Annotated in this window: 22 protein-coding genes; 12 read left to right on the top strand and 10 right to left on the bottom strand. The window is 47.9% G+C overall.

Annotated features, from left to right (window positions below; genetic code table 11):
- Nucleotides 1–550: 550 nt before the first annotated feature.
- Both V7S65_RS28255 and V7S65_RS28250 read right to left on the bottom strand, forming a co-directional pair.
- Nucleotides 551–937: a hypothetical protein gene (locus V7S65_RS28255; protein WP_079470911.1), complete on the bottom strand. Its 387-nt coding sequence runs from the start codon at nucleotides 935–937 to the stop codon at nucleotides 551–553.
- A 189-nt stretch (nucleotides 938–1126) separates the two neighbouring features.
- Nucleotides 1127–1960: an N-acetylmuramoyl-L-alanine amidase gene (locus V7S65_RS28250; RefSeq protein WP_336389177.1), complete on the bottom strand. Its 834-nt coding sequence runs from the start codon at nucleotides 1958–1960 to the stop codon at nucleotides 1127–1129.
- Between the two features lie 156 nt (nucleotides 1961–2116).
- Here V7S65_RS28250 and V7S65_RS28245 point away from each other — a divergent pair, with 156 nt between their 5' ends.
- On the top strand, nucleotides 2117–2998 hold the full coding sequence (locus V7S65_RS28245; protein ID WP_235015955.1) for a lysophospholipid acyltransferase family protein: 882 nt from the start codon (nucleotides 2117–2119) through the stop codon (nucleotides 2996–2998).
- A 45-nt stretch (nucleotides 2999–3043) separates the two neighbouring features.
- Nucleotides 3044–4075, top strand: a complete 1032-nt coding sequence (locus V7S65_RS28240) for a fatty acid desaturase family protein (RefSeq protein ID WP_079470914.1) — start codon at nucleotides 3044–3046, stop codon at nucleotides 4073–4075.
- Here V7S65_RS28240 and V7S65_RS28235 read toward each other — a convergent pair.
- Both V7S65_RS28235 and V7S65_RS28230 read right to left on the bottom strand, forming a co-directional pair.
- Entirely contained in the window at nucleotides 4023–4727 is a 705-nt protein-coding gene (locus tag V7S65_RS28235) for a DJ-1/PfpI family protein (protein ID WP_336389178.1), read from the bottom strand. The genes V7S65_RS28240 and V7S65_RS28235 overlap by 53 nt on opposite strands.
- A gap of 66 nt (nucleotides 4728–4793) precedes the next feature.
- Nucleotides 4794–5690, bottom strand: a complete 897-nt coding sequence (locus tag V7S65_RS28230) for an aldo/keto reductase (RefSeq protein ID WP_336389179.1) — start codon at nucleotides 5688–5690, stop codon at nucleotides 4794–4796.
- A gap of 1487 nt (nucleotides 5691–7177) precedes the next feature.
- Between V7S65_RS28230 and V7S65_RS28225 the strand changes: the two genes are divergently transcribed.
- Both V7S65_RS28225 and V7S65_RS28220 read left to right on the top strand, forming a co-directional pair.
- Nucleotides 7178–8131, top strand: coding sequence for an ADP-ribosylglycohydrolase family protein (locus V7S65_RS28225; RefSeq protein WP_336389180.1), 954 nt, complete (start codon nucleotides 7178–7180; stop codon nucleotides 8129–8131).
- A 131-nt stretch (nucleotides 8132–8262) separates the two neighbouring features.
- A complete protein-coding gene (locus V7S65_RS28220) occupies nucleotides 8263–9093 on the top strand; it encodes a DUF6515 family protein (protein WP_079470918.1) in 831 nt (276 codons plus the stop codon).
- A 54-nt stretch (nucleotides 9094–9147) separates the two neighbouring features.
- On the opposite strand, the gene V7S65_RS28215 is transcribed toward V7S65_RS28220, so the two are convergent.
- On the bottom strand, nucleotides 9148–10779 hold the full coding sequence (locus V7S65_RS28215) for a TPM domain-containing protein (RefSeq protein ID WP_336389181.1): 1632 nt from the start codon (nucleotides 10777–10779) through the stop codon (nucleotides 9148–9150).
- A 94-nt stretch (nucleotides 10780–10873) separates the two neighbouring features.
- Here V7S65_RS28215 and V7S65_RS28210 point away from each other — a divergent pair, with 94 nt between their 5' ends.
- The 3 genes from V7S65_RS28210 (at nucleotide 10874) to V7S65_RS28200 (ending at nucleotide 13217) form a co-directional block, all read left to right on the top strand.
- A complete protein-coding gene (locus tag V7S65_RS28210) occupies nucleotides 10874–11377 on the top strand; it encodes a hypothetical protein (RefSeq protein WP_336389182.1) in 504 nt (167 codons plus the stop codon).
- Nucleotides 11378–11562: 185 nt separating this feature from the next.
- Entirely contained in the window at nucleotides 11563–12660 is a 1098-nt protein-coding gene (locus V7S65_RS28205) for a hypothetical protein (RefSeq protein WP_336389183.1), read from the top strand.
- A 92-nt stretch (nucleotides 12661–12752) separates the two neighbouring features.
- Complete coding sequence (locus tag V7S65_RS28200) at nucleotides 12753–13217, top strand: VOC family protein (RefSeq protein WP_079470921.1); 465 nt, start codon at nucleotides 12753–12755, stop codon at nucleotides 13215–13217.
- A gap of 10 nt (nucleotides 13218–13227) precedes the next feature.
- Here the strand turns inward: V7S65_RS28200 and V7S65_RS28195 are convergent, their stop codons facing one another.
- A complete protein-coding gene (locus V7S65_RS28195) occupies nucleotides 13228–13962 on the bottom strand; it encodes a hypothetical protein (RefSeq protein ID WP_079470922.1) in 735 nt (244 codons plus the stop codon).
- 3 nt (nucleotides 13963–13965) lie between these two features.
- Complete coding sequence (locus V7S65_RS28190; RefSeq protein ID WP_336389184.1) at nucleotides 13966–14556, bottom strand: RNA polymerase sigma factor; 591 nt, start codon at nucleotides 14554–14556, stop codon at nucleotides 13966–13968.
- A 117-nt stretch (nucleotides 14557–14673) separates the two neighbouring features.
- Here V7S65_RS28190 and V7S65_RS28185 point away from each other — a divergent pair, with 117 nt between their 5' ends.
- The 4 genes from V7S65_RS28185 (at nucleotide 14674) to V7S65_RS28170 (ending at nucleotide 21272) form a co-directional block, all read left to right on the top strand.
- Complete coding sequence (locus tag V7S65_RS28185; protein ID WP_079470924.1) at nucleotides 14674–15780, top strand: hypothetical protein; 1107 nt, start codon at nucleotides 14674–14676, stop codon at nucleotides 15778–15780.
- Between the two features lie 107 nt (nucleotides 15781–15887).
- Complete coding sequence (locus V7S65_RS28180; protein ID WP_336389185.1) at nucleotides 15888–17873, top strand: DUF7849 domain-containing protein; 1986 nt, start codon at nucleotides 15888–15890, stop codon at nucleotides 17871–17873.
- A 26-nt stretch (nucleotides 17874–17899) separates the two neighbouring features.
- Nucleotides 17900–20557, top strand: coding sequence for a CHAT domain-containing protein (locus V7S65_RS28175; RefSeq protein ID WP_336389186.1), 2658 nt, complete (start codon nucleotides 17900–17902; stop codon nucleotides 20555–20557).
- A 79-nt stretch (nucleotides 20558–20636) separates the two neighbouring features.
- Nucleotides 20637–21272, top strand: coding sequence for a DUF5710 domain-containing protein (locus V7S65_RS28170; protein ID WP_336389187.1), 636 nt, complete (start codon nucleotides 20637–20639; stop codon nucleotides 21270–21272).
- Here V7S65_RS28170 and V7S65_RS28165 read toward each other — a convergent pair.
- Together V7S65_RS28165 and yhdJ are read right to left on the bottom strand one after the other, a co-directional pair.
- A complete protein-coding gene (locus V7S65_RS28165; protein WP_111577968.1) occupies nucleotides 21267–22121 on the bottom strand; it encodes a tetratricopeptide repeat protein in 855 nt (284 codons plus the stop codon). The two genes, V7S65_RS28170 and V7S65_RS28165, sit on opposite strands and share 6 nt — an antisense overlap.
- Before the next feature lie 10 nt (nucleotides 22122–22131).
- Complete coding sequence (yhdJ, locus tag V7S65_RS28160; protein WP_336389188.1) at nucleotides 22132–22959, bottom strand: adenine-specific DNA-methyltransferase; 828 nt, start codon at nucleotides 22957–22959, stop codon at nucleotides 22132–22134.
- Between the two features lie 104 nt (nucleotides 22960–23063).
- Between yhdJ and V7S65_RS28155 the strand changes: the two genes are divergently transcribed.
- The gene (locus tag V7S65_RS28155) at nucleotides 23064–23702 is read left to right on the top strand and encodes a Pr6Pr family membrane protein (protein ID WP_336389189.1); all 639 of its coding nucleotides are present in this window, start codon (nucleotides 23064–23066) and stop codon (nucleotides 23700–23702) included.
- A gap of 6 nt (nucleotides 23703–23708) precedes the next feature.
- On the opposite strand, the gene V7S65_RS28150 is transcribed toward V7S65_RS28155, so the two are convergent.
- Entirely contained in the window at nucleotides 23709–24725 is a 1017-nt protein-coding gene (locus V7S65_RS28150) for a glycoside hydrolase family 5 protein (protein ID WP_336389190.1), read from the bottom strand.
- Between the last annotated feature and the right edge of the window lie 2 nt (nucleotides 24726–24727).

Here is a 24727-nt window from a genome sequence, read left to right as displayed (position 1 = left end):
CTATATAGATTGTAAAAACAGCTTTGCATTGTTGCTAAATGTTTAGCTGAAAAGGGCCGTCCGGAGATGATTTGCAGGCAATGATGTAAAGTTTAAACGGTATTATGAGTACGTGTATGTAAAGCTAAAACGGTATCATTAGTACCCGCCTTGCCTGGTGCCTGGGTGTACGCCATTATAGGATAAGCCGTAGATAAGCCGTAGATAACCCGTATCTAAGCCGTAGATAACCCGTACCTATAGAGATACGGCTTATCACTGTCTTTTCTATAGGTGCAATGTGAATAATCCAGGTTTATGGGTATGACAGGGATAACGCATAAGAGGGATAAGCCCCGTTGCCGGGTAGCATTTTAATCCTGTTACCGATTCAAATAACAGATTTTACATATCAATGCACAACTGTATGCGATCATGTTGCGGCGGCAGGCGATAGCAATCTTATGCGGCCTTTAGTAAGGGCAGCAGGTGAGACGAGGGGTGCAACGACTTCAGGAAATTTACCGGGCTTTCCCGGTAAATTCCATCTTATTAAAATTAAAAGATCATTCTATTTCGCTTCCAGCAGTTTTTTGAGGGCTGCTTTACAGTCTTCAATATTCTGCCAGATCATTCTGTCTTCGCAGATGGTGCCTTTGTATTTGATGGTCACCTTTGTTTTGCGTAACACTACCTGGTAGTATTCCGGGGCGTCGGGAGAATTTTCCCAGGTAACCTTACCATTTTCTTCGATACCACCAGCGAGTTTATCTTCTATGATGTCGTTTACTTTTTTATGCATATTATCTGCAAAATCGTAGCTGACATCTGTTTTTACCAGGCAGGAAGAATCTTTTACGGGATGATCTGTTTGAGCGGCAGCCTGTTCACGTGGCCAGCATAGCAATGCGGCACTGGCTGCTACCAGCAGTAACGGGAATTTAAATGAACGTTTCATAACAAGAAAGATTAGTATAACATGGAGAATAGGTATAATAACAAGTCCGGGAAAATGATCTCTTTGATTGCTGATTTTGGTTTATATCTCTTTTTAACTCATTATTAAAATATGACATTTATCTCACATCACAAAATAATCTTGTGGAGACGTAGGGGTAAAAGTAAAGTTGGGTGTCTTCTTAACAGATCATTGGTATTGCTGCTGCAGATTGAACATTATTTTCCTGCCGGCATCATTAAGACCGGGGAGGCTGTCGTCTGGCATAAAATGGCGTTTAAAGGCCATGATAGCGGCAGACGAGTCTTTCACATCGTATCCGATAATCCGGAGCGATAGTATCGGATCGAATGTTGCAGGTACAACTGTGGTGCTGGTGTCTTTATACCAGAGGCCAAAGCCTTTATCCGCCAGTTGCTGCCAGGGGAACCAGGCACTGGGGTCTACTTTTCTGCCGGGGGCGATATCGCCATGACCGATGAAATTGGCCGCAGGGATATTGTAGCGGTGCTGCAAGGTATCCAGCAACACCAGCAGGCTACGGATCTGGGCAGAATCGAAGGGTTCCTTGCCGTTATTGTCCAGCTCTATGCCGATGGAAGAAGAATTGATATCCGTGAGGTTGCCCCATTTGGCAACGCCTCCATGCCAGGCGCGGAGATAATCGTTCAGCATATGATGAATGGCTCCGTTGCGGCATATCACATAATGAGCGCTTACCTGTGTTCTTTGCAGGGTAAACGTTTTCAATGTTTGTTCACATGAATTCTGAGCGGTATGATGTATGATAACAAGACTGGGTTTCCGCATATTGAAGTTCACCGTACCTACCCAGGAGGGAGCTTCTGCGCCACCAGCGCCATTCAGCGCTCCCGGTTGCTGACGCAACACCTTCGCGTAGGATTTAGCTTCCTGCCGGTATACCTTATTGGTACCGGCGTATGGATTACGGGCGCAATAAGAAAGGCCGCCAATCGCTGCCAGCAGGCAGCCGTATCTCGCAAATCGGGCTATGGTCTTCATCTGGAACTGTTAAAGTTTAGACAACACTACCCGATAAAGATACTAAATGAACTGATGCATCGTTTTTTTCACGGATACTGCTATGAAAAGTGTTCTTTAAGATATACATTTACATTTTCAATAATACTTTTCGAAGTATCAAAAACCTGTGCCACATTGTCTGCAATTGCCTACTACTTACTGTTACCACTGATTTACGCGCTATCGCTGCTGCCATTTCGTGTGCTTTACCTGGTTTCTGACGCAGTATATGTGTTGTTGTATTACGTGATGGGCTACCGCAAAAAGGTGGTTCTTCAGAATCTGCGGAATTCTTTTCCTGAAAAGAGTGACGCAGAGATCCAACGCATCTGTAAAGATTTCTATCATTACCTGTGTGATCTTTTCCTGGAAACGTTTAAAACCCTCACCATCAGCAAAACAGCAATGGTGCAACATTGTAGCTTTACACCAGCTACATTGGAGCTTTTTAACCGGCTTGAGGCAGAGAAAAAGAGCGCAGTACTGGTGATGGGACATAAAGGCAACTGGGAATGGGCCGGAAATACATTCAGTATCCTGTGCCGTCAGCAGTTGTATGTGATCTATCACCCGCTGGCTAACAAACACTTTAACGGTCTTATGTACCGCATGCGCACCCGCTTTGGCACCAAGCTGATTGCCATGCAGGATACCTTCCGCGACATGGTGCAAAACCGTGGCGAAGTAAATGCCACTGCTTTTATCGCTGATCAGGCGCCACAGCCTAAAACAGCGCAATGGCTCAACTTCCTGCACCAGGATACCCCTGTTTTCAAGGGTACTGAAAAAATAGCGCAGAAAATGAATTACCCGGTGGTGTATGTAACCGTACAACGTGAAAAGAGAGGCTACTACACCGTATCGGCAGAATTACTGACCGCCACACCCGCTGAAGAAAAAGACGGCGCCATTACCTCCGCACATACCCGCAAACTGGAAGAGGACATTGTTTCCCAGCCGGCAACGTGGCTTTGGTCGCATAAAAGATGGAAACACAAACGCACTGCCGTTATTTAATCATTTTACGCAACAACAACTTTAGATAGATTATCCTACAACAATATGCTGGAAGGTAAAGAACTGATACTGGCTACCAAGCCATATGCGCGCGAAGAGAGAGCCAAAAGCTGGCTCTATACAATATCAACATTATTACTGTTGATGCTGGCCTTAACAGGTACCCTGGTATTACCTTACCTGGTATTGAAAATAATGTCCAGTATCCTTTCAGGATTGCTGATTGTAAGAATGTTTGTTATTTATCATGATCATCAGCATCATGCTATTCTGCATAAATCATGGTTAGCGGAAGCGATCATGGTTACCTTCGGCATATATGTACTGGCGCCTTCCAGTATCTGGAAGCGTTCGCACGATTACCACCATAAACATAATTCAAAGTTGTTCAGCGCCAGCATCGGCTCCTACCCTATCATTACCCGTAAGAAATTTGAATCCATCACACCGGCGGAGAGGAGAACTTATTTGTTCAGCCGTCACCCGCTAACCATTGCAGCCGGCTACCTGTCGATGTTTATGATTGGTATGTGTGTGCAGTCTTTTGTAAGCAGTCCGCGTAAACACCTGGATTCTTTGCTGGCGCTGATCATCCATATTGGTGGCAGCGTAGCGGTGGCTTATTTCCTCGGATGGGAAAGCTGGTTGCTGTTTATCCTGATTCCGTTTACCATTGCGTGCGGACTGGGCGCTTATCTTTTCTATGCGCAACATAACTTTCCGGGCGTTACGTTTAATGTAAATAAGGAATGGTGCTATGATAAAGCGGCACTGTTATCTTCCAGCTATATGGTGATGAACCCGGTCATGAAATGGTTTACCGGTAATATTGGCTATCATCATATTCATCACCTGAATGCGCGTATTCCTTTTTACCGTTTGCCGGAAGTAATGCAAAAGATCCCGGCCATGCAGCGTGTTAAAACTACCAGCCTGGGCTTCCGGGATGTATGCGCCTGTTTCCGGCTGAAGGTATGGGACCCGGAACAAAACCGGATGATCAGCCTGCGTGAAGTACGTACTATCAGGAGGGCCCAGCTGCGGAGGGAGCGCGATCCTGCAATAGTTGCCGGATAATTTTCTTCCTGGTTTCCAGCATCAGCCCGGTGAGTTCTTTTGTTTTCTGTAATACCGGCAAACCGGCTGTGTGCGGTGATCCTGCCCTGAACGGAGGCGCAGGGTTATACTCCAGTTGCAGCTGAATAATTTTAGCCGCTTCATCTCCACCGATGAGGGCTGTAAGCACCAATCCGAAATCGATGCCGGCGGTTACGCCGCCACCGGTGATGCGGCTCCGGTCCCGCACTACTCTTTCTTCCACCGTTTCCACGCCAAACATCCGTAACAGTTCCAGCGAACGCCAGTGTGTAGTGGCTTTGAAGCCATCCAGCAATCCTGCTGCCGCGAGTACCAATGCTCCCGTACAAACCGATGTAACATACTTTGCCTTTACCGCCTGATCCCGCAGGAACTGTAATACTACCGGGTTGGTGAGCAATGCATTGATCCCTCTTCCACCGGGAACGAAAATAATATCCAGCTGCGGACAGTTTGCCAACGCCACCTGTGGCTGCAGCAGTAAACCGCCTTCCGCCCGGATGATATCCGTTGTTTCCCCGATAATAACCACTTCAAAACAGGGCGCCTTTACAAATACATCGTAAGGGCCTGTAAAATCGAGGACCGTTAACTCGGGGAACAATAACATTCCTACTTTCAGTTTTTGCATAACAGCAGCTTTAAATGGGGTACAATATAATGCAGGCAGCATGAAGACAGGGAGCAGCGTATATTGCTACCGGTGCTGATCATACCTGTTGATGCCTACTGCCTGTTGCAGTTTTTCTATTTCATCCGGCAATAATGCGATGGCTTGCACAGCGCGCAGCGCATCCTCCAGCTGCGCCGGTGTGCGGATGCCCACAACAGCGCTGGTTACAGCCGGTTGCTGCAATACAAACCGCAGGGCTGTTTGCGCAGCATCCCGTGAAGCGCTACTTACCGATTTTACAGCAGCAGCAGCAATGGCCACTTCTTCCGCGGTATAGTTTAAGTAAGGCGCGGCGGGTTTGTTTACCAGCAGGCCTTTCGCCACACTTCCTCTCGCCAGCACGCCGATGTTGTTTTCCTGTAGTAAAGGGAAAGCTGTTTCTTCCGGGCGCCGGTCCAGCAGGCTGTACTGCATCATTACGCTCACGATGTTTGACCGCCGTACGTATTCGCGGATCACATTGGGCCGGATGGAAGAGATCCCATAGTACCTTATTTTTCCTTGCTGCTGCAGGGTTTCAAAGGCAGCAATGGTTTCATCTATCGGGTCGTCGATGGTGCCGCCGTGCAGCTGATACAGATCAATATAATCTGTTTGCAGTCGCTGTAAACTCGCCTCCACAGCGGCTATGATATATGCTTTGCGGGGATTCCAGTCCCATCCGCTGCCATCTGCTTTCCACTGACTCCCTACTTTGGTGGCTATGATCACGGATGATCTTCTGTCTTTCAGGGCTTTGCCCACGGTGGTTTCATTTTGTCCGTGTTCATACAGGTCGGCGGTATCAAAGAAATTGATTCCCTGGTCGCAGGCGTGATGAATGAGGCTTGCATTGGCGGTATCATCATTTCCGAGCGACATACAGCCGAATCCGATTTCACTGACAGAGAGGTCTGATTTTCCGAGGAGATGATATTGCATGAGTTTCCGGGTTTACGATGTTATCAACAGGCACTTTCTTTGAAAGTGCAGGTAACGAAGTTATCACCAAAACTTTCATTTTTCCTATAAATCCGGTTTAAAATAGTGGGCTGTTTTGATAAACAGCCCCGGTATCTATTTACGTCCACCTCAAAAATGAGCTATGTTGCAGTAAGCACGGTATTACCGCTGCGTTACCATGTGTTAGTCAGGAGATGGGGCCGCCTGGAAAAACAGCCCCTGTTTTTTAGTATGTCCGATCCATTGTTGAATGTTATTTGTTTTATGATCCGGAGGAAGAAATCAGGACCATCTGGAAAGATGGTCCCTTCCTTTCCCAAATCAAATTGAACCTATGAAAAGCGTTCTATGAGTAAGACTGTTACCAGCCTGTTTTTTAAAGATGGGGACCGTCTGGAAAAACAGTCCCCCGGTTTTCCGAATCAATCGCAGCATAAATGATCACGTTTCTACACTGACCGTTTTAACGTATGGCTTTATATTTAAACAATATGCAGGGTATGCGCCTTCATATTGGTGATTCCGGTAATGGGGACCGCTTAGAAAAACGGTCCGGGGCATAAAGCTTCCATCGTGTATGTTGCACTCCAATAATGTTTTCATATAAAAGTTTTATGGGATTAAAAACCAGGGGACTACCTGAATAAGTGGCCCCGTTTAGCATGCGTCGCAAAGACTTCAACTAAATGTTCATCTCAATGTTTAAAAAACCGGACTGCCTGGAAAAACGGTCCGTTCTTGTATGTACTATCACCCCATGTGAATAGGATTTGATTGGTTAACTGTAGCCGGGAACAAACAATGAATACCTTAAGCTGCAAGTGTGCATGTTGTTCCCTGCCGGCCGTTGGTAATACCAGGTCTGACCAGTTACCGGCGTATCAATGCCGGTGATCTGTCACGCTCTTTCTATGCCTGATCTTCCTTAGCCCTGATCAGGACCTGGCCTACCGAAAGCAACAGCTGTTCCGCTAATTCAATACAAAAAGAAATAACTGGTAATGGTAATGTCCAAGAAATGTGCATGTTTGAAAATGCCTGTTGAACAAAAAAGATTGCATGTGGGTTAATTTTCGTTTTCAATAAATAAATGCAAGGAATAGCCAGCTGTTTCGCGCTGCTAATAATGGTTGAATAACCTTTTTATTGTGACTGGGTTAACTGTGACAACAAGGTTATAATAATGCTCCTGACAAACTAAAAAACAGATTTCCGGTAATTCTTTTCAACGATATGTTCATCGTGATAATGCAAAGGTAGAAAGTTATCATTACCGTAAAGCATGTTCTATGGCCATTATAACAATGAACAATCCTGAACGGAACTCAAAAATGCTGAATAAAATGAACAACGGCGATTTAAAAAATTATTGTATAAATATCGCAGCGTGATTGTCAGAATTAACAAATCAACCGTATATTCATTACCGTATTTCATACATACTTTAACGTTAGATATTCTATCCCATGCAGCAACAAATTACAGGCGCTTTTTACGGTATCGCTATCGGCGATGCACTGGGCGTACCGGTAGAATTCAAAACGCGTAGTTATCTCTCAGAAAATCCTATTACCACCCTCACCGGGTACGGATGCTGGAATCAGCCTCCCGGCACCTTTTCAGATGATTCCTCCCTCACTTTCTGCACAGCGGAAAGCCTCATAGCAGGTTACAACCTTCAAAACATGGCGCAGTCGTTTGTACGCTGGTCTTCGGAAGGCTACTGGGGCGCGCATAATGAAGTATTTGATATTGGTCATACTACCCGCCGGGCGTTGCTGAGGGTGGGTAGCGGCACCTCCCCGCTGGTGAGCGGCGGATTTGAGGAATTTGAAAACGGTAATGGATCTTTAATGCGTATGATGCCACTGGCCCTGTTCCTCACCAGCGAAAATGATATCCATATCCGCTATGAGATCGTCCGGGAAGTGTCCGGCATAACGCACCAGCATTTCCGTTCGGTACTGGGTTGCTTCATTTACGTGGAATTCCTCCGTACCCTGCTGTCCCTGAAAGATCTCCGGGAAGCCTATTTGCAGATGCAGCGGAGCGTAAATGCCTACCTGGGTACACAGCCCTTCAACCCCACGGAAATAAAGCTCTATGAGCGCGTATTACAGCAGGATATAGCCGCCGTACCCGAACAACAGATCATCAGCTCCGGGTACGTGGTATACACCCTGGAAAGCGCCCTCTGGTGCCTACTCAATACACCGGATTACCCTACCTGCGTGCTTACCGCTGTAAACCTGGGAGGAGATACCGATACCACCGGTGCGGTGGCCGGGGCCGCAGCGGGCCTCCACTACGGCTATGACCAGCTGCCGGCCCAATGGATAAGCCAGGTGGTAAAGTCGGCCGAAATAGGGAATCTCGCCAAACGCTTTATGGCAGCCATTAATACTACCAGCCCTCAATAAGCAGGCATATTTCAGCAAACCGGCCGCATTTTTGCAATAAATGGTATACAGTTAAACTTCAAGCCCCTTTTACCGTCTAATAAACGACAGAGAAAGAGAAACTGAAGAGACGATTACCAAATGTTAAAAAAATGAAAAACAGAATTTATATACTGTTTGTGCTGGTTGGCCTGTTGGGCACATTTACAGTAAGCAACGCCTACGCGCAACGTGTTAGCTCAGGCCAGGGCGGAGGCCGTGGTGGTGGTTACCATTATGGCGGTGGCGGAGGATTCCGTTCCGGCGGCGGTAGTGGCAGGGTATACACTTCCCAACGTATGTATTCTCCCCGCATAGTGGCTCCCGTAAACAGGGGGTATTATCACGGTTATCGTGGTCCGATTTACGGCGGACGCGTATATTACGGACGTCCCTGGTACAGGCCTTACTATAACCCGTTCTTCCCGCCATTAGGATTATATGTTTCTTCACTGCCTTTTGGTTACTTCTCCCTGGGCGCCTCTTTTGGTCCGATGTACTACTACGGAGGAACTTATTACCAGTCGACCGGCGATACCAAAGGCTATAAAGTGGTAGAAGCTCCCCTCGGCGCAGCAGTACCGGATTTGCCGGAAGGTGCAGAGGAAATACAGGTAGACGGAAACACCTATTACGAACTGAATGGTACCTATTACCAGGAGTCCATGACAGATAACGGCAGACGTTATATAGTAGTGGGCAAAAATGGTAAGATAGGTGATAAAACAGTGACCATTACTGATGACCAGGGAAATAACAACCCCGACAACGGCACAGGTAATACAGATATGATTTCACAATTACCGGATAACAGCCGTTCCGTAAATATCAACGGTCAGCAGTACTATTTATCACCAGACGGCATGTATTATCAGCCTGTTCTGAACAGCGATAATTCTATCGCAGGATATAAAGTGGTTGGTAAAATGAATGCCGATAATTAAAACAATATAGTTATTCAGATTAACAGGGAGCCGGTTTTATACCGGCTCTTTTTTTTACCAGCTGCTGCTGGCGCCACCGCCGCCCGAAGATCCGCCACCCCAACTGGAAGAAGAGGACGAGGACGAAGAGCTTCCGGAAGAGGAAGAAGATGATGATTCAGATATCTTCGGAATTACAAACTGGTAATCATGCGCATAGGCACAGAAGGCGCAAACATATTCTTTTATGCCCCATCCTTCAGATGATGTAGTAGCGCGCTTTTTAGTCACCGTTTTCTTGCACTTATAGGTTTTATGTTTGCACGAAGGACAGTCTGCCAGCGCTGACCGCATATTGGTATAATTCAATACCGTTTGCGTGTTACAGGTATCGCAGCGCCATACGTCGTAATCCACCGAATCGAGCTTTTCTTCCACTACCTGCCCTTTTTCCAGGTAGGTATCATCTTCTGCTTCATCCAGTTTGTGCATGGCCTGTGCGCACTGCGGGCAGTCATATACGTCGTTGCGCAGATGATTGAGCCGGTTCTTCAGCCACATGATATATAGCCATAAATACGGCAACGGGAATATGTATCCTGCAATCCGCAGATCCCTCCTCAACACCTCCAGCCGCAGCCATTTCAGGTGGCGGTCGTCGTTTTTCAGCATCACCGCAGTACGGAGCATGATCAGCAGTACGGCCACGTGCATAAATACCAGCCACACCAGGTAATAGATCAGGCATACTTTAAGGAATCCCACATCCATGTGCCGTTTTGTAATGAGATAAAAAATGGTATAAAAAGCGATGGCGTGGATAATGATCAGTCCAATCCAGCGGGGACGCAGGAATTCGTTCGGAACAGCCGTTACGGCCAATGGTTCTTCATCAGCATTCTCTTTCCGCCGCTTTGCTTTTTTCCCGAAGAAAACATGCATCATTGCCGCCGATATGAATAACCAGAAAATAATGGCCATAAAGGAAAAATCGCCGGTATAATCATTGGAAGCGGAACTGGTGGCTTCCTCTGTACTGGCAAATGATTGGGGAGCTACGTCTATAGCGTCTCCAGCGGTCACCGGTGACGGGATTTCATCTGTTGCAACAGTTTCGCTATCGGTAGCCATCAGGGAAGCATCCGCCCCTGGCAGATCCGGCAGCATATCATACGCATAGTTGCCGTTGTCGAACAGGGAGGCGACAGACTTAACGCCGTCTGTAAACGCTGCATCGTAGTTGTGCTCTTTAATGCGCGGGATCATGTACTCCTGCTGGATACGGAAACAGATAATGTCCGGCATGTCTGCCTCCAGACCATATCCCGTTTCAAATTCCAGTTTGCGGGCATCTTCCACCATCAGGATCAGCAACCCGTTATTCTTCTCCTTATCTCCTATCTTCCAGTAGTTAAACAGCTTATGGGCAAAATCGCGCGTTTCATTGTCGCCGATGCTACGTAGTATTACTACCGCTACCTGCGCCTTGCCGGCATTATCCAGGGTAGATAACTTTTCATTCAGTTCCGTTACCGTTGCGTCGGAAATCAGGTGGTCGGGATTACTCACATAGCCACCGCCGGATTTTTTCGGATCCGGTACATCTTCCACACTGAATTTTTGTTTTTTGCTTTGATTACACGACGCCAGGAAACCAATCAGCAATGCCAGCAACAAGCATCTCAATAAAAACGGTTGATACTTCATCAGAATATTTTCTATGCCGAAGATATGTTTATTTAATTTTTTCTTTCAACAGAAGAAAGTATTTTAACCGCCGATGAAGCCCGTTGTACCGACCTTGATAATCATATTATGCTTTGCAGCGACCCGCAGTTTTGCACAGGCCAAAACTGCCGACACCACCGTAAAACCTCCGGTACAACTGAAAACAGTGAATATTGTCCGGTATAATTTTTTTAAAGATTCTGCTGCCTTCCGGGAGGAATATAGTAAAGAGATGACCTTCCGCCGTCCGAAATGGTTTGAAGTTTACAAGATCACTGCCGTGGATATCAACAAACTATACCGGGTTACGCAGTTTAAGAAGAATAAAAAGAAGATCGCCTTCAAACATATGTTGCTGGATAAAGAACAGGAGATGTATGTAAACAGTGTATATACCCCCTCGCTGGTGAATAAAGTGACCCGGCTTGATGGCGACAGCCTCCGGCTTTTTATGCAGTACTACCGGCCGGAATATTCATTTATTAAAAATGCCTCCGACTACGACATCTATGCGGAAATAAAAAAGCAATACGGAACGTTTATTAAAACCCGCGACAGTGTGCCGTCTCAACCATAAAACATGGCGTACCTGCATTTCTTTGGCGTACCCTGCCTCTAAAAATACTATATTTCAGTATCCATACGTTTTACTAATTCCCGCTATTATTGCGGTAATGGTAACTGCTGTGGCAAAGATTACATAAATTAGTGATCTCAAACCAGTTAACGTTGTTAGTTTTAAAGATTCTCAATACAGCTCACATGAAAAGGTTTTTCATATTGGTTGCCCTTCTCGTTCCGGTGGTACTCACCGCGCAAACGAAACTCAGTCAAAATATCGTAGACGATTTCTCCGCCCGGGTAGCCGCTCACTACCAGCTGCCGCATGACTCCATCACCGGGTACATTGCTGAACAGCTCACCCGCAGCGGTAACGCCGGCCTGGATATCGACTCTACTGTTTTTGATCTGAAAAAAGATCCGGTAGCTTTCGACGCCGCGCTGAAATACCTTTACCAGTACAGTGATTGTAACCGGCAACGGTTTATTGCCAACCTGCGCAGCATGGGACTTCAAACCAACAGCGTATTCCCCATTGCCACCTACACAGCCAATAAGTACAAGGGCGATGTGAAAGCCCTCCTGGAAGATAAAACGGATTTCCTGGCTACCTATACAGGACCGGTAACCGGTAAAAAACCACCTGCTACCATTGCAGAAGTTGCCGCCGCCAACCAGGCAGCAGCCAACGCACCAGCCAGCACCTCCACCGGAAATGAAACCGCCACTACTACAGAAACAGGCAATACCGACGCTTCTACCTCCACTGCCCCGGCAGCGGATACACGTAACTGGGAAGTGCGCCCCCTGTTCCAGGTACGCACTCCGGAACAACTGGTGGAAATGTACGGCGCCAATAATGTTACCCAACACGATGCCGTAAACCTCTCCGGCGAAAAAGAAGGCGAGGCTTACCTGATCTATCCTGACACCGACAACGAACTGGAAGTACAGTTTGACGGCGAAAACGGAAATATCCTCACCTTCTCCCACTACCCTTCCAAATGGAAATCGCCCTATGGCATCAAAGCCGGCGACCCGCTGGACAAACTCATCAAGGTAAATGGCCGCCCCTTTAAACTGAACGCCTTTGAGTGGACCAACGGCGGAATGGTATCCAGCTGGAATGGCGGCGCCCTGGAAGGCAAAGGCGTGATCATTGTGCTGAAAGCCAATAACACCGGCGATCCTAAACAATATGACCAGGCCACCGGCGACAAAATTCTCCGCTCCGATATGCCGGCACTGAAAAAGCTGGATGTAATCATCGAATCAGTGGCGTTTAAAGCAGCGAATTAAAAACCGCCGCGGATGTTGTCTTTCCCGGGATCAGAGGGAGAAAGACAACATCCGCGCTTGCACTTTTCATTTGTGCTGATTATCTTGTTTGTATGAAACAATTTCTATTATCCGGCGGCCTCCTCTTTTTGGCGCTTACCGGTATTTCTATTCACATGAGCGGACAAGCAAAGAAGTATCCATCGCTGAACCATATGGCGTTGTATGTAGTTGATCTGAAAACAAGCACGGATTTTTACCGGGATATTATTGGACTGGAACCAATGGAAGAACCTTTTAAAGATGGGAGACACAGCTGGTTCAGAGTAGGGCAGAACAGCCATGTACACGTAATTTCCGGTGCAGCCAAAGCCACAACGCACGACAAAAACACGCACCTTTGCTTCAGCGTGCCTGATATGCAGGCTTTCGTGGAAGTGTTGAAAAAGCACCAGATTGCCTTTGAAGACTGGCCAGGCAAAGCCGGCGCTATTAATAAAAGAGTAGACGGCGTGCAGCAGATCTATCTCCGTGACCCGGATGGTTACTGGCTGGAGATCAATGACGATAAATACTGATCATACCCACTTATTTCAATTCTTTTTCCAGTGCGGCGGCTTTCGCTGCAGCAGCCGCATCGGCAGGGATTTTCTTTAACCAGGTCAATGCCTCTTTTTTATGCTGTGCCTGTGCATAATACAGGGCAATATAAAACGCGGCATCGTATTTAAATACGGATTCGCCTTCGTATACTTTCACCAGGTCTTTCATACCTGCCTGCACGGCGCCCGTTTGGGTAAAGGCAATCCCCCGGTAATAAAGGGCAGTTTGACTGCTACTGTCTGTTTTGAGATAAGTGTCCAGCAAAGGAATGACCTTCGTGTAGGCCTTCTCGTTAAAATATAATGCGGCAGACTGTAACAGCGTATCCTCACTATTTCCGCGCTCGGCGGCTACCTGCATTTCAATATTGCCATAGGTGTCCATATAGCTGGTATCGCGGGAATAAAAGCGGAACAGGAAAATTCCTCCCAGCACCGCTGCAGCCATACCGATTGTGACCAGGTACTTTTTAAAGCCCACCACTTTTCCTGTGCGTTGAAAATGTTCAGCGCGCTGCTCCTGCAGGGTGGCCTTCAGCTGGTGAAGACCCGGATCGGGCTTTAAGCGCTCCGACAGGGTAGCAGCTACCTCCCGGTATTGCTGTACCGATGCAGACAGAGCGGCATCTTCCCGGAGGGCCGCTTCAAATTGCAGCAGTTCTTCCGGCTGCATGTCGCCTTCCACGTAACGGATAATATCTTCCTGGTTATAAGCAGCCATACACTAAATTTTCTGAGCCTGAATATAGGATAACAATGTAGCCATGCACTCCGATTTTTTCTTCCGCAGATAGCCATAGGTAACGCCCATCGCCGCCGCAATTTTTTCCTGGGCTTCCCCGGTCAGTGATAACCGGAGAATTTCCCGGCACTTTTCCCCCAACCGCTCAAACTGCGCCAGGTACATACCAGCCTGGGCTTCCTCTTTTACCACCTGTTCGGCCGCGGCAAATACATCTTCTCCCACATCATATAAATCATCCAGCCTTTTTGTTACCGGCTGGCGTCCTTTTTTTTTTAATTCATTCAGCCATTTCCTTTTACAGATCAATAAAAAGAACGGTTCAAAAGGGCAGGTAAGCTGTAGCTGTTTGTGCTTTGCCTGGTGATATACATCTATAATAGACTCCTGGAAAATATCGGCGGCATCATCTTCCGTGCCCTGGTGTTGCAGGATATGGTGTTTGATCTTTCCCGCAAAACGCTGATAGATCTCCTGCACCAGCAACGTATCGTTCTGTAACAGGCCCTCAAGGTATCGCTGGTCGGGGTGAATACTCATCTGGAAGTGCTTCGCATGGGTTGATAGGAACATGCTGTGACTAAAAGTACATCTTTCTAAAAAAATATTCCGAAAAGGGGGTAACAAAATAAAAGGGCTGTTGATCTACTATCAAACAAGCAAAAACATTTCTAAACAAAAATATCTTTTATGAAAGCGATTACCTTAACATCGATCACCTGCCTGGTAGCTGCCGCATTGGCTATTTCTTCCTGTAAAAAAAATAACAGCCAGGAAGTACCCGGTCCGGAAAAAGGGCAGGACGCCAAAATGCTGGCGGAATTTCTCGACAGTCATGCCAAACCATTTGAACATTTTAGTATAAATGCAGCGGCAGGTGGCGTTATCACCACCAGCCAGGGAACAAAATTCAATATTCCTCCCAATGTTTTTATTACTGCCGGCGGGGCACCTGTTACGGGCGCAGTGGATATCAGTATCAAAGAGATCAGGGATGTGAGCAGTATGATCCTGTCGGACAAAGCAACTGTTACTGCCGATGGGAAGATGCTGGTATCATTCGGAGAGTTTTTTGTGAGAGCGGTCCAGAACAACCAGGACCTTGGCCTGCGACCGAAGAATGACACCGGCAAAGGCATCATGGTACAGGTACCCGCAAGGCCGGCAGATAACGTGATGAATGGCGTAAAAGAAGTGCCCATGTGGACCGGCGACACCACCGTGTCTGTTACGCAGCATGGTTTTAACTACATTAACCAGCCAGTAACCATTACCACCCAGCAAACCATTACCAGGGGCGTGTTGTGGAACCAGATCCAGAGCAGTTATGCGCTGTTCAATACGTCCAGCGGTACCATGAACTTTCGTTTGGACAGCCTTATCCGGTGGGTGAATTGTGATGGCCTGGCAGCCATGCCCAATCCCAAAACCACAGTGATGGCTTATTTTACCAATCACTTTAATAACGAAACGGCCAGCAGCTATGGCGGCGAACAACCCAGCATGCTGTTCTTCAAACCCAAAAACTACAATACACTCGTAAAATTCTACAACGTTATTATGACGCCTCCCGCTGGTAAAGAAGGCTTTCATAGTTATCAGACTTCCATCCCGGTAGGACTGGAAGGCACCTTCCTCGCTATCAGCGCTGTAAATGGCCAATTCTATGCAGAACAGAAAACGGTTACCATCAGCACACCGGCAGGCAGCGATAACTACTCCACCGTGAGCTTTGACCTGCAGGCTGTGGACGCGGCTACTTTGTTGTCACTCATTAACAGTATGAATTCCAAATAACCGGCCTGTTATCCGTTTACAAGTACTCCAAAGTTGAAGGCAATAAGTCAATCCCCCGGTTGGCTTATTGCTGCTTTCTATATAATATTTATTTATATTTATGTTATATGCAACCTACAGCTTCTCTAGTAGCACTATTCCTTTTCTTTCAAAGCGTTGTGATGGCGCAATCTCCTGTACCTCCATCATTTCCGCAGGATACCCTTCCGCCGGAAATTGAAGTGCAGGGTACTGACGATAGTATGCACCTCATTGCAAAGCTGCGTCCATTGCGCCAGATAGCCGGCGCCCCCGCTTCTTTCTATACCTATTTCTGGGAGCTCGGAGATGGCACCTTTAGCTTTAGTCCAACGCCGGAACTGCACTACAAAGATACCGGCACCTACCAGGTACGCCTCTACGCTACCAATAACTACGACGATGGCAAAGCGCCACCCACCAAACCCAGGCCCATTAAAGTAAAGAAGCCAATAAAAAACAGCACCTGGGCATCCCGTTTCTTTCACGGAAATGGGAATATAGAGATGAAGATCAACCGTAATCCCAAACCAGGTGAAGACTTCATGGCACTCATCGGCTACCGGAATATGGCCGGCGATGCAGGCAGCGGCACTATCCTGCTGTTTTATAACGAGAAACAGTTTGGTCATGCAGCATTTGATCTTACAGAAAAAAGAAGCTATCACGGGGAAGACAGCAGCTCCCTTCAATCCTTACTCGTTAAACTGGAAACGCCCGATACAGAACCCGATGCAGCACTTGCCCGTGGCCCTCACGCTAACGTACCCGCTGTAAATAATGCTGCCGCCAAAGCCATGCTACAGGCTATGCAGGGTGCATATAGCAGTCATACCGTATTGCACTTCAGCAATGCCGGCAAAACATCAGAACAATTCCTTTTCCTCAATATGCATACGCTGCCGGAAATGGTACAGGACACCAACGCCACCGTTACCATGACCGCCATGCTGGTACCCGACAATGCGTTGATGCAACCTGAAGTATATGAGCTGGAAATGGCCGTGGTAAACTCTCACGACCCTAACCGGCTGCAACTGCGGAAACACCGGATCAACTATCGTTTTATGGGAAAGAAAAAAGAACTGACCTATAAAATTCAATTCCAGAATACCGGCAAGGGCCCTGCAAAAAGAGTAGCCATCGGCATCGCCGTGCCACGGCAGCTGAACACAGAAACCATACAGCTGAAAGAAGTAAGCCCGGCCTGTATCGCCTGCGACTCCGCGTACCAGACGCAAAGCTGTATAGACACCGTGCGTACGAAAGACAGCATCTATTTTGTTTTCCGTAATATTTACCTGCCCGGTCTCCAGCAGGAAGGTGTTACCGATCCCGACTCCACCAAAGGGTTTGTGCGGTACTCCATCCTCTTTAAAAAGAAACCCAAAAAGATTCCTTTCAGCAGCAGTGCAGCGATCATCTTCGATAAAAACGAACCTATTTATACCAATCGCGCCACCGCCAGGTTCATCAAAGGATTTTCACCCGGTATCATTGCCGGCTATACGTTTTCTCCTAACAGCGGCGACAATACGCTGAAAGGTCCGTTGCAGCTGGGCGCAGTATTGGCGCCCTTTGCGCCCGACCGGCCCTACTTCCAGGTGGAAGCCTTTGCCGGTTTACTGGAAAAGGAATCTTCGGCAACAGCCATCATACGCGAAAAAAGGGACACCTCTGTAAACGGCCAGGTATACCTGATCCGGGGCCGGAATGAGGTGACCACTACCACCCGGCAATCACTGCAACTGGTACCACTGCATTTCCGGTATAACCTCAACAACTGGATTGGTGTGGGCATTGGCGCGATGGCCCAGATAAACATTGCCACCAAAACTACTACTGAATCAAAAGTGTACCTGACCGACATACAGCAACCGAACGTGGTAACCAACACCCTCAGTAAAACGCTCAAAGATGATTCACAATGGTTTGCCAGCATCAACGCCGCGCCCTTTGCCGACATACAGATAGGAAAAATAAAAAGCGGACCAGCTATTGGATTGCGCTACCTGCGGCAAGTTACCGGTAATACGCCCGACCGTTTCTTTGTATACGCTATCTACAAACTGTAATAAATCATAACTTCAGTCATTATACAATGGCTGGAGCCCGATCATATATCACTTACCTGAAAAAAGTACTGCTGTTACTGGCGGTATCCGGCCTGTTGATTTCCTGGCAGGACCCTGAGCCGGCTGTATTAAAAAAACACCAGGCTGCCAACCGGCTGGATGAGTGGATCTACACCTATATTCAATACCCCGCCGCTACGCCTGCGGAAAAGGCCGCACAGCTGAAAAGAGCACTCACCAATGCCTGGCGGGCGCCCCGCACTACTGATGAAGTACAGGCATGGATGGACCTGCTCATCAACCAGGGATATTCCCTGTTGCAAAGCGGGGATATTATTTCATCAACAGATGCCTACCAGCAAGCCTTTGAATGGGGCAGGCAACACACCGCTGTTACTGATCCGGGGCTGGTACTGGAATATATCCTGAAGCCGCTGGGCAACAATTACACCCGGCTTGGCGACTATGAGCAGGCGTTGTTTATTCACCGGATAGCGCTGGAATTTGCGCGTGAGTTAAACGACCGTCAGGCTACTGCAGCTACTTACAGCAACCTTGCCAACACCTCCGCCAATATGGGGCAGCTGGAACAATCACTTCGTTACTGCCGGGAAGGCTTGCTGCTGGCGGATAAACACAGCGCTACCTATGGCTTGCTCCTATCTGAGCAGGCGGATGCCTGTCAACAGCTACAGCAATTTTCCGCTGCGCAGCAAAGTATTGCGCAAAGTATCCGCATCCTGCAACAGCAGCCCGCCGGTAACCCGGAGGCAGCGCACTGGCTGTTTATGGCTTATCAGCAGGCAGGCGACATTTATCTTACTGATCCCAAAATCGCGGCACAGTATTACTTCCGGGCGCTGGCCATGCCGGAAAGCCAGCGTACCCTGCGAAGGCGGGAACAGGCCCGCCTGTTCCTGCGCATCGGAAAATTGCAGGTAGCCGCGAAACAGCCGGAAAAAGCGCGTCCCTGGCTGGATAGCTGCGCAAAGATATTACTACCGGGAAAGGATATACGTAAAATTACACCAAGTGATATTTATGGAGAATACACGCTGCTGGATCTTCTTTTCACGGCGGCATCGGTGTACCAGTCGATCGGGCAACCCGCTACAGCGCTGGCATTATACCGGTTGAGCTTTACCGCTGAAAGAGAGCTGCGTCACCAATATATATCCCCTTCTGCCAAAGAAGCGGCTATATCGGATAGCCGTTACCGTTATGAAGCGGCGATTGCACTAGCCTGGCAGTGCTGGCAAACCACGCACCAGGCAGCATACCAGCTGGCTATCCTGCAATTTATGGAAGACAGTAAGTCGCAGTTATTATGGGAAGAAATGCAGCAGCAGTCCATTCACGCCGGCAACGATACTATCCATAAGCGGATCCGGCTGCTGGAGCAGGCGCAGCTCTACTACCGCAAAGAAGCGTTGCAGGGCGGCAAAAGCGACAGCCTATTACAGCTCCGCGAGCAACGGCTGGCCTGGGACCTGGCTACTTTGAGAAAAAAAGTACGGCAAACAGAACATACCGGCAACGAAATATTTTCGCCGGACAGCCTGCTGCGCCGCCTGGCGCCCCGCCAGCGGATCCGCACTTACTTTGCCGGGGAGCGTACCTTATACACCATAGAATCGGACCACAAGGGCATACGATATGCGGATAGCACCCCGCTGGACCCGGATGCTATCCGCTATTTTAAGCTGCATTTTTTTGAAGAAGGGCCCGCAGCTATGGTAAACCATCCGAAAGCCTATTACCAGGCAGCACATCACCTGTATACGCAAATATTTGCGGGCCATCCGTTGCAGCCCGGATACACGTACCTGCTGATGCCCGACGGACCGCTCAACACCCTCCCGGTGGAGGCGCTGATAACCGACAGCGTGTATAAACCAACTATCGGACAGTGGCCCTTCGTGTTGAAACAGGCAACGGTATCTTATGCCTATTCATTGCGTACCTGGAGCCTGCAGATGCAGGCGCACAGCAACCAGGAAGGATTCAGCGGCTTTTTTATTTCGCGGCAACGGGCAGGATTACCGGAACTGCAGGGAGTTATGAAAGAAAAAGAATTGCTGGCGCCGGTGATCAATAACGGTCAGTGGTTTGTGAATGAACAGGCAAACAGCAAACAATTCAGGGACGCATTGGAGCAATCCGGCATTGTACATATCAGCACGCATGGGTTCACCCAAAAAGACAGTACCGCTGCACCGCATATCATGCTGTATGATGCGCCGTTTTATTTATTTGAGTTGAATGGTGTTGTCCGTCACCCGGCCCTGGTAGTGCTGAGTGCCTGTAAAACCGGCGACGGCCGCCCCGTAACCGGGGAGGGTATCCAGAGTATGGCGCATGCTTTTATGGCCGGCGGCACTCCTGCAGTAGTAGCTGCTTCCTGGAATGTAAACGATGCTACCGCCCCCCTGCTGATGCAACAATTCTACCAACAGCTTACCATACAACACAATACCGCCACCGCATTGCAACAGGCCAAACTCAACTGGCTCAAAGATCCGGAGGTAACGGAGATGCATAAACTCCCCTACTACTGGGCTGCATTGAACTTCCAGGGAAATACCGGGGCCGTGATCCTGTCTTCCTCCCGTTTCTCCTGGTATTGGCTGCTTTTACTGCTGGCAATACCCGCCTTTCTGCTGATACGCAAGTGGATTCGTTAAGGAATCATGAACACGCCACCGAATTCGCCTTTTTTTCCTTAAATTCATTGAAGAGAGTCTTTAGTCATACCCTGCTTTTATGTCATTACTACTGAATGTTCCCAACGCGGAAAAAGAGCATGCTGCATCTATGGGCGCCCAATGGGACCAGGTGTCGCGCACCTGGTATTTACCGGAAGACCAGTACGACCGGCTGATAGAGGTGGCCCGGTGGATCCCGGAAAAGCACCCTGCTATCATTCTGCCTACTGAAATAAGTGTTGTACAGGCCGGCAGGCCGTGCTGGAAATGCCAGCACAACAACCGTGTGATAGCGCTTGCAGGTAATTATTTTTATGAGAAAGATATGAATGAGCGGGACGAGTCGGTATGGCTGGCACAGGATTTCTTTACTGTATTCCAGCAGGTATCTGCCATTTCAGATAACCTGCAAACTTTCCTGAATGATTACTATCCACGTTATAAACGGGCGTGGTCTAATACGCTGGGGAACTATTACTGGTCGAACCACTGCGAATCCTGCGACAGCATCCAGGGCGACTGGTTCCTGTTTGACGAAGCAGGCAGCGTGTTTAATCCTACAGAAAGAGAGGAAGCTGCCCGGCTGACGATCAGGAACCACACCCTGAAATATGCGCCATTGATTGATGCGGTTTATTCTTTAGGAGATCATGCGCGACTCATCAATGAATTTGCAGAAAGAGCGGATCTATAATTTCACCCGTGTTTTCAGGAAAACAAAATAGCGTGGATCTTCTTCTGCAAAAATCTCCGTCCCTTCCAGCATATAAGCCCTTAACAGGTATTCCAGCGCCTGATCATGCTGGTTCAGCTCATACAGGCTTTCTCCCAAACGTAAATTAACGAAGCCGTTGGCCTGTGCATCCGGGCCATTTAATGCTTCAAAAAAATTATTGGCAGCGGCCTGGTAGTCGCTCTTAAAGTAATACATATCACCGATGCTGGCATACAACCAGGTACTGGCCTCCCAGTTCCGCGCCGGTTCCGGCAGGAGTTGCAATGCTTCAGTAAACCTGGCAATGGCGCCATCAAAATCGTCCGCATCTGCCAGTTCATTACCGGCTTCAGACAAAGCCTCCACCTGTTCGTAGATATGTGGCGGCAGTTCTTCTTCCACTACGGAAGCCAGGCCGGGAAACACGTGCAGGTATTTTTCATCCACGCCTTCAAACACACGTCCGGCGGATTTATGCATAGCCGTAGTAAAATATGTTTCAGCCTCTTTCATATTCCCATTTTCAAAAAAGGCTTTACCCAGTACAAATTCACGTTCGCCATCATCTGCACGCTCCGTATCACATTGTTGTAAGATATTTGCCCAGCGAAGCAGCGCCGGGTAATCTTTTAATATGAGATAGGTTTCTGCAATGGCAAGGGCTATATGATAGCTCTCATCATACACTTCTTTGGGCGCTGGCAACAGGTCCCATGCTTCTTCCAGCTTCAATGCGTACCGGGCCGGATCATTGTTTTCAAACAACACCTCTGCTTCCTCCCAGATGGCTTCAATAGCTGCCACAATTTTTTGATCGTGTAATTCCATATATGTTCGTTCAGATGATACCGCTTTCAAAAGAGCGGATTTCACGTTGTAATTTTTCTCCTTTATATTCTTCCGCGAGCTGCAATCTTCGTAGCCCGATCTTTATATATTCTTCCTGCATTTCTATACCGATGCAATTCCTGCCCAGTTCTTTAGCCACCGCACAGGTAGTAAAGGTACCGGAGAATGGGTCCAGGATTATGTCTCCCGGGTTGGAACTGGCTTTAATGATACGTTCCAGCAGGGCGATGGGTTTCTGGGTGGGATGATTTTCATATTCATCCATGCGGTAGCGCACCCGTGCGAAGTCCCATACATTGCCCGGAACTTTTTGTGTATTATAGGCAGCTGGCGTGCTTTTCCGGTAGTCGATCAGTTTTCTTTTTGCGCCGGTTTTGGCTTCAATGAGGATGTCGGCAGCATTGAAGGTGTAGTTATTTTTGTCATTTACGCAAAACAGGATGGGTTCATACATAGACCCAAAATATTTCCTGGCCTGCACCCCGGAGCTGTCGTAACTCCATACAATGCGGGAAAGGATATTTATTTTCTGACGCAGATAAATATCAAAATAAGGCATAAACTGGGTGGCGGTCATCACATAGAAACTACCGGCAGGCTTGAGTTTCCGGATACAAAGATCCAGCCATTGGTAACACCAGTTAAGGTATTCTTCTTCCGTATCCCATTTCTCTATATGCCCGTTAAAGTTCTTGCCGATATTATAGGGAGGATCAGCGAAGATGAGATCCACTGAATGATCCGGCACCAGCGTTTGCAGTGCCTGCAACGCATCTCCATGTATTATTGTATGACTGTGGGTACCGAATACTTCCATTTCCTTCTTTTCTGCTGATAAATTTAGCTAAAAAAAGGTGATCCACGCGATGTATGCATGAAGTGGGGATTATATTATTACATTCGTATAAATACTAATGGAAGATGAGTATACAAAAATCCATTCCCAAAAAAATTCTTCTTGCCATCTTGTCCTGTCCTGGCTGGTTTGCCCTGATTACACAATTGTACCTTAATGTCAGCAGTCACCAGGTATCTGTTCCCGAAAGTGTTACCCGGTACTTTAGTTATTTTACACTGCTCACTAATTTAATGGTAGCTGCTTACTGCACTGTTTTGTGGCTGGCGCCCGGCAGTCGCGCCGGCGCGTTCTTTTCCCGGACACAAACGGCTACGGCCATTACCGTTTACATTACCATTGTGGCGCTGATCTATAATATTGTGCTTCGCTCCCTCTGGCAGCCCCAGGGTTTACAGAAAGTGCTGGATCAATTGCTACATACCATTATACCTGTACTTTTCATTTTATACTGGTGTGTATTTGTTAAGAAACATACGCTGCAATGGAACAACTTCCTGCCGTGGCTATGGTATCCTTTTATTTATCTCGTGTTTATCCTGATCCGTGGGGCTTTCTCCGGGTTTTATCCGTATCCGTTTATCCATGCAGGTGAAATAGGCATGCAGCAAACATTGATAAATGCTGCAGGCATCGCCATTTTATTTATGGTGATGTCGCTGGCTTTTATCGGCATCGGTAAATTGTGGTCGCGCCGGAAGTAGTTGTTGTCAGGGACGGGTGCTATACCCTCTTAGTTTTGCACGGATATATTTACCTGATTCCGTCAGTTGAGCGGCGGTCCAGCCTCCGTTTGCGGGCGCTCCCGGCAACAGGATAGAACATAGTTCATTTCGCTTGTCAGATACCGACCAGTTAATCCAGCTCACCTGGTTGCTTTCCAGGAAAGTAAACCAGGCCTCCCATTGCGGATAGTCGATATGCCCGCTGCCAGAAGCTTCCGAGCCATTACACTCTGTTACAAACACCGGGATATTTTTGCTGAGGGCATAAGCACAATCATTTCTTAGCCACTGGCCATGAGAGGCTGCGTAAAAATGTACCGTATACATAATATTACTGTAACCGGTTAAAGGCGCATCTGCTACTTCGCGGATCTTCTGATCCCAGTACGGGCAACCAACAATAATAATATTATCCGGGTCATATGCACGGATACCGGCAATCACCGCAGTGGCATAGGATTTCACCTGTTCCCATGTTTGCGTTTTATTGGGTTCATTGATGATTTCATACAGTATGTGCGGATGATGACCATAAGTTTGCGCCATTGATTTAAAGAAGGCGACCGCTTCCTCCTGGTGAAATGCTTCACAATGCCAATCAATAATTACATAGCTGCCTTTTGCCAGTGCAGCGTCAATTACTTTTTTCAGCAACGCAAGCTGACGGACACGATCATTCAGGTAAGCAGGCGTTGCATCAATACCCATTGCCGCGCGGACAATATCTGTTTTAAAATCATCTGTCAGCCAGTTTACCACGCCTGCGTTCCAGTACTGCGGCCACCAGGTGCTCCAACCGAGGCTCTGCCCCCGCAGGGATATGGTATTGTTATGCTGATCCTTCAGGTAGCGGCCGGATACATGCAACGCGCCATACCGCTGTACCGGCGACTCCGCCGGGAGATGGAGTGTATCCGCAGCATCAGAACGGACAGGCTTTGCGCAGGCAAAGGCGCACAAAAAAAATGTAAAAAAGTGGAGATATAATGAATACTTTTTCATGC

It is taken from the genome of Chitinophaga sp. CCNWYY40 (assembly GCF_037483205.1).
GTDB classification, from domain to species: Bacteria; Bacteroidota; Bacteroidia; order Chitinophagales; family Chitinophagaceae; genus Chitinophaga; species Chitinophaga ginsengisegetis.
This window is presented reverse-complemented; position numbering and strand designations above follow the sequence as displayed.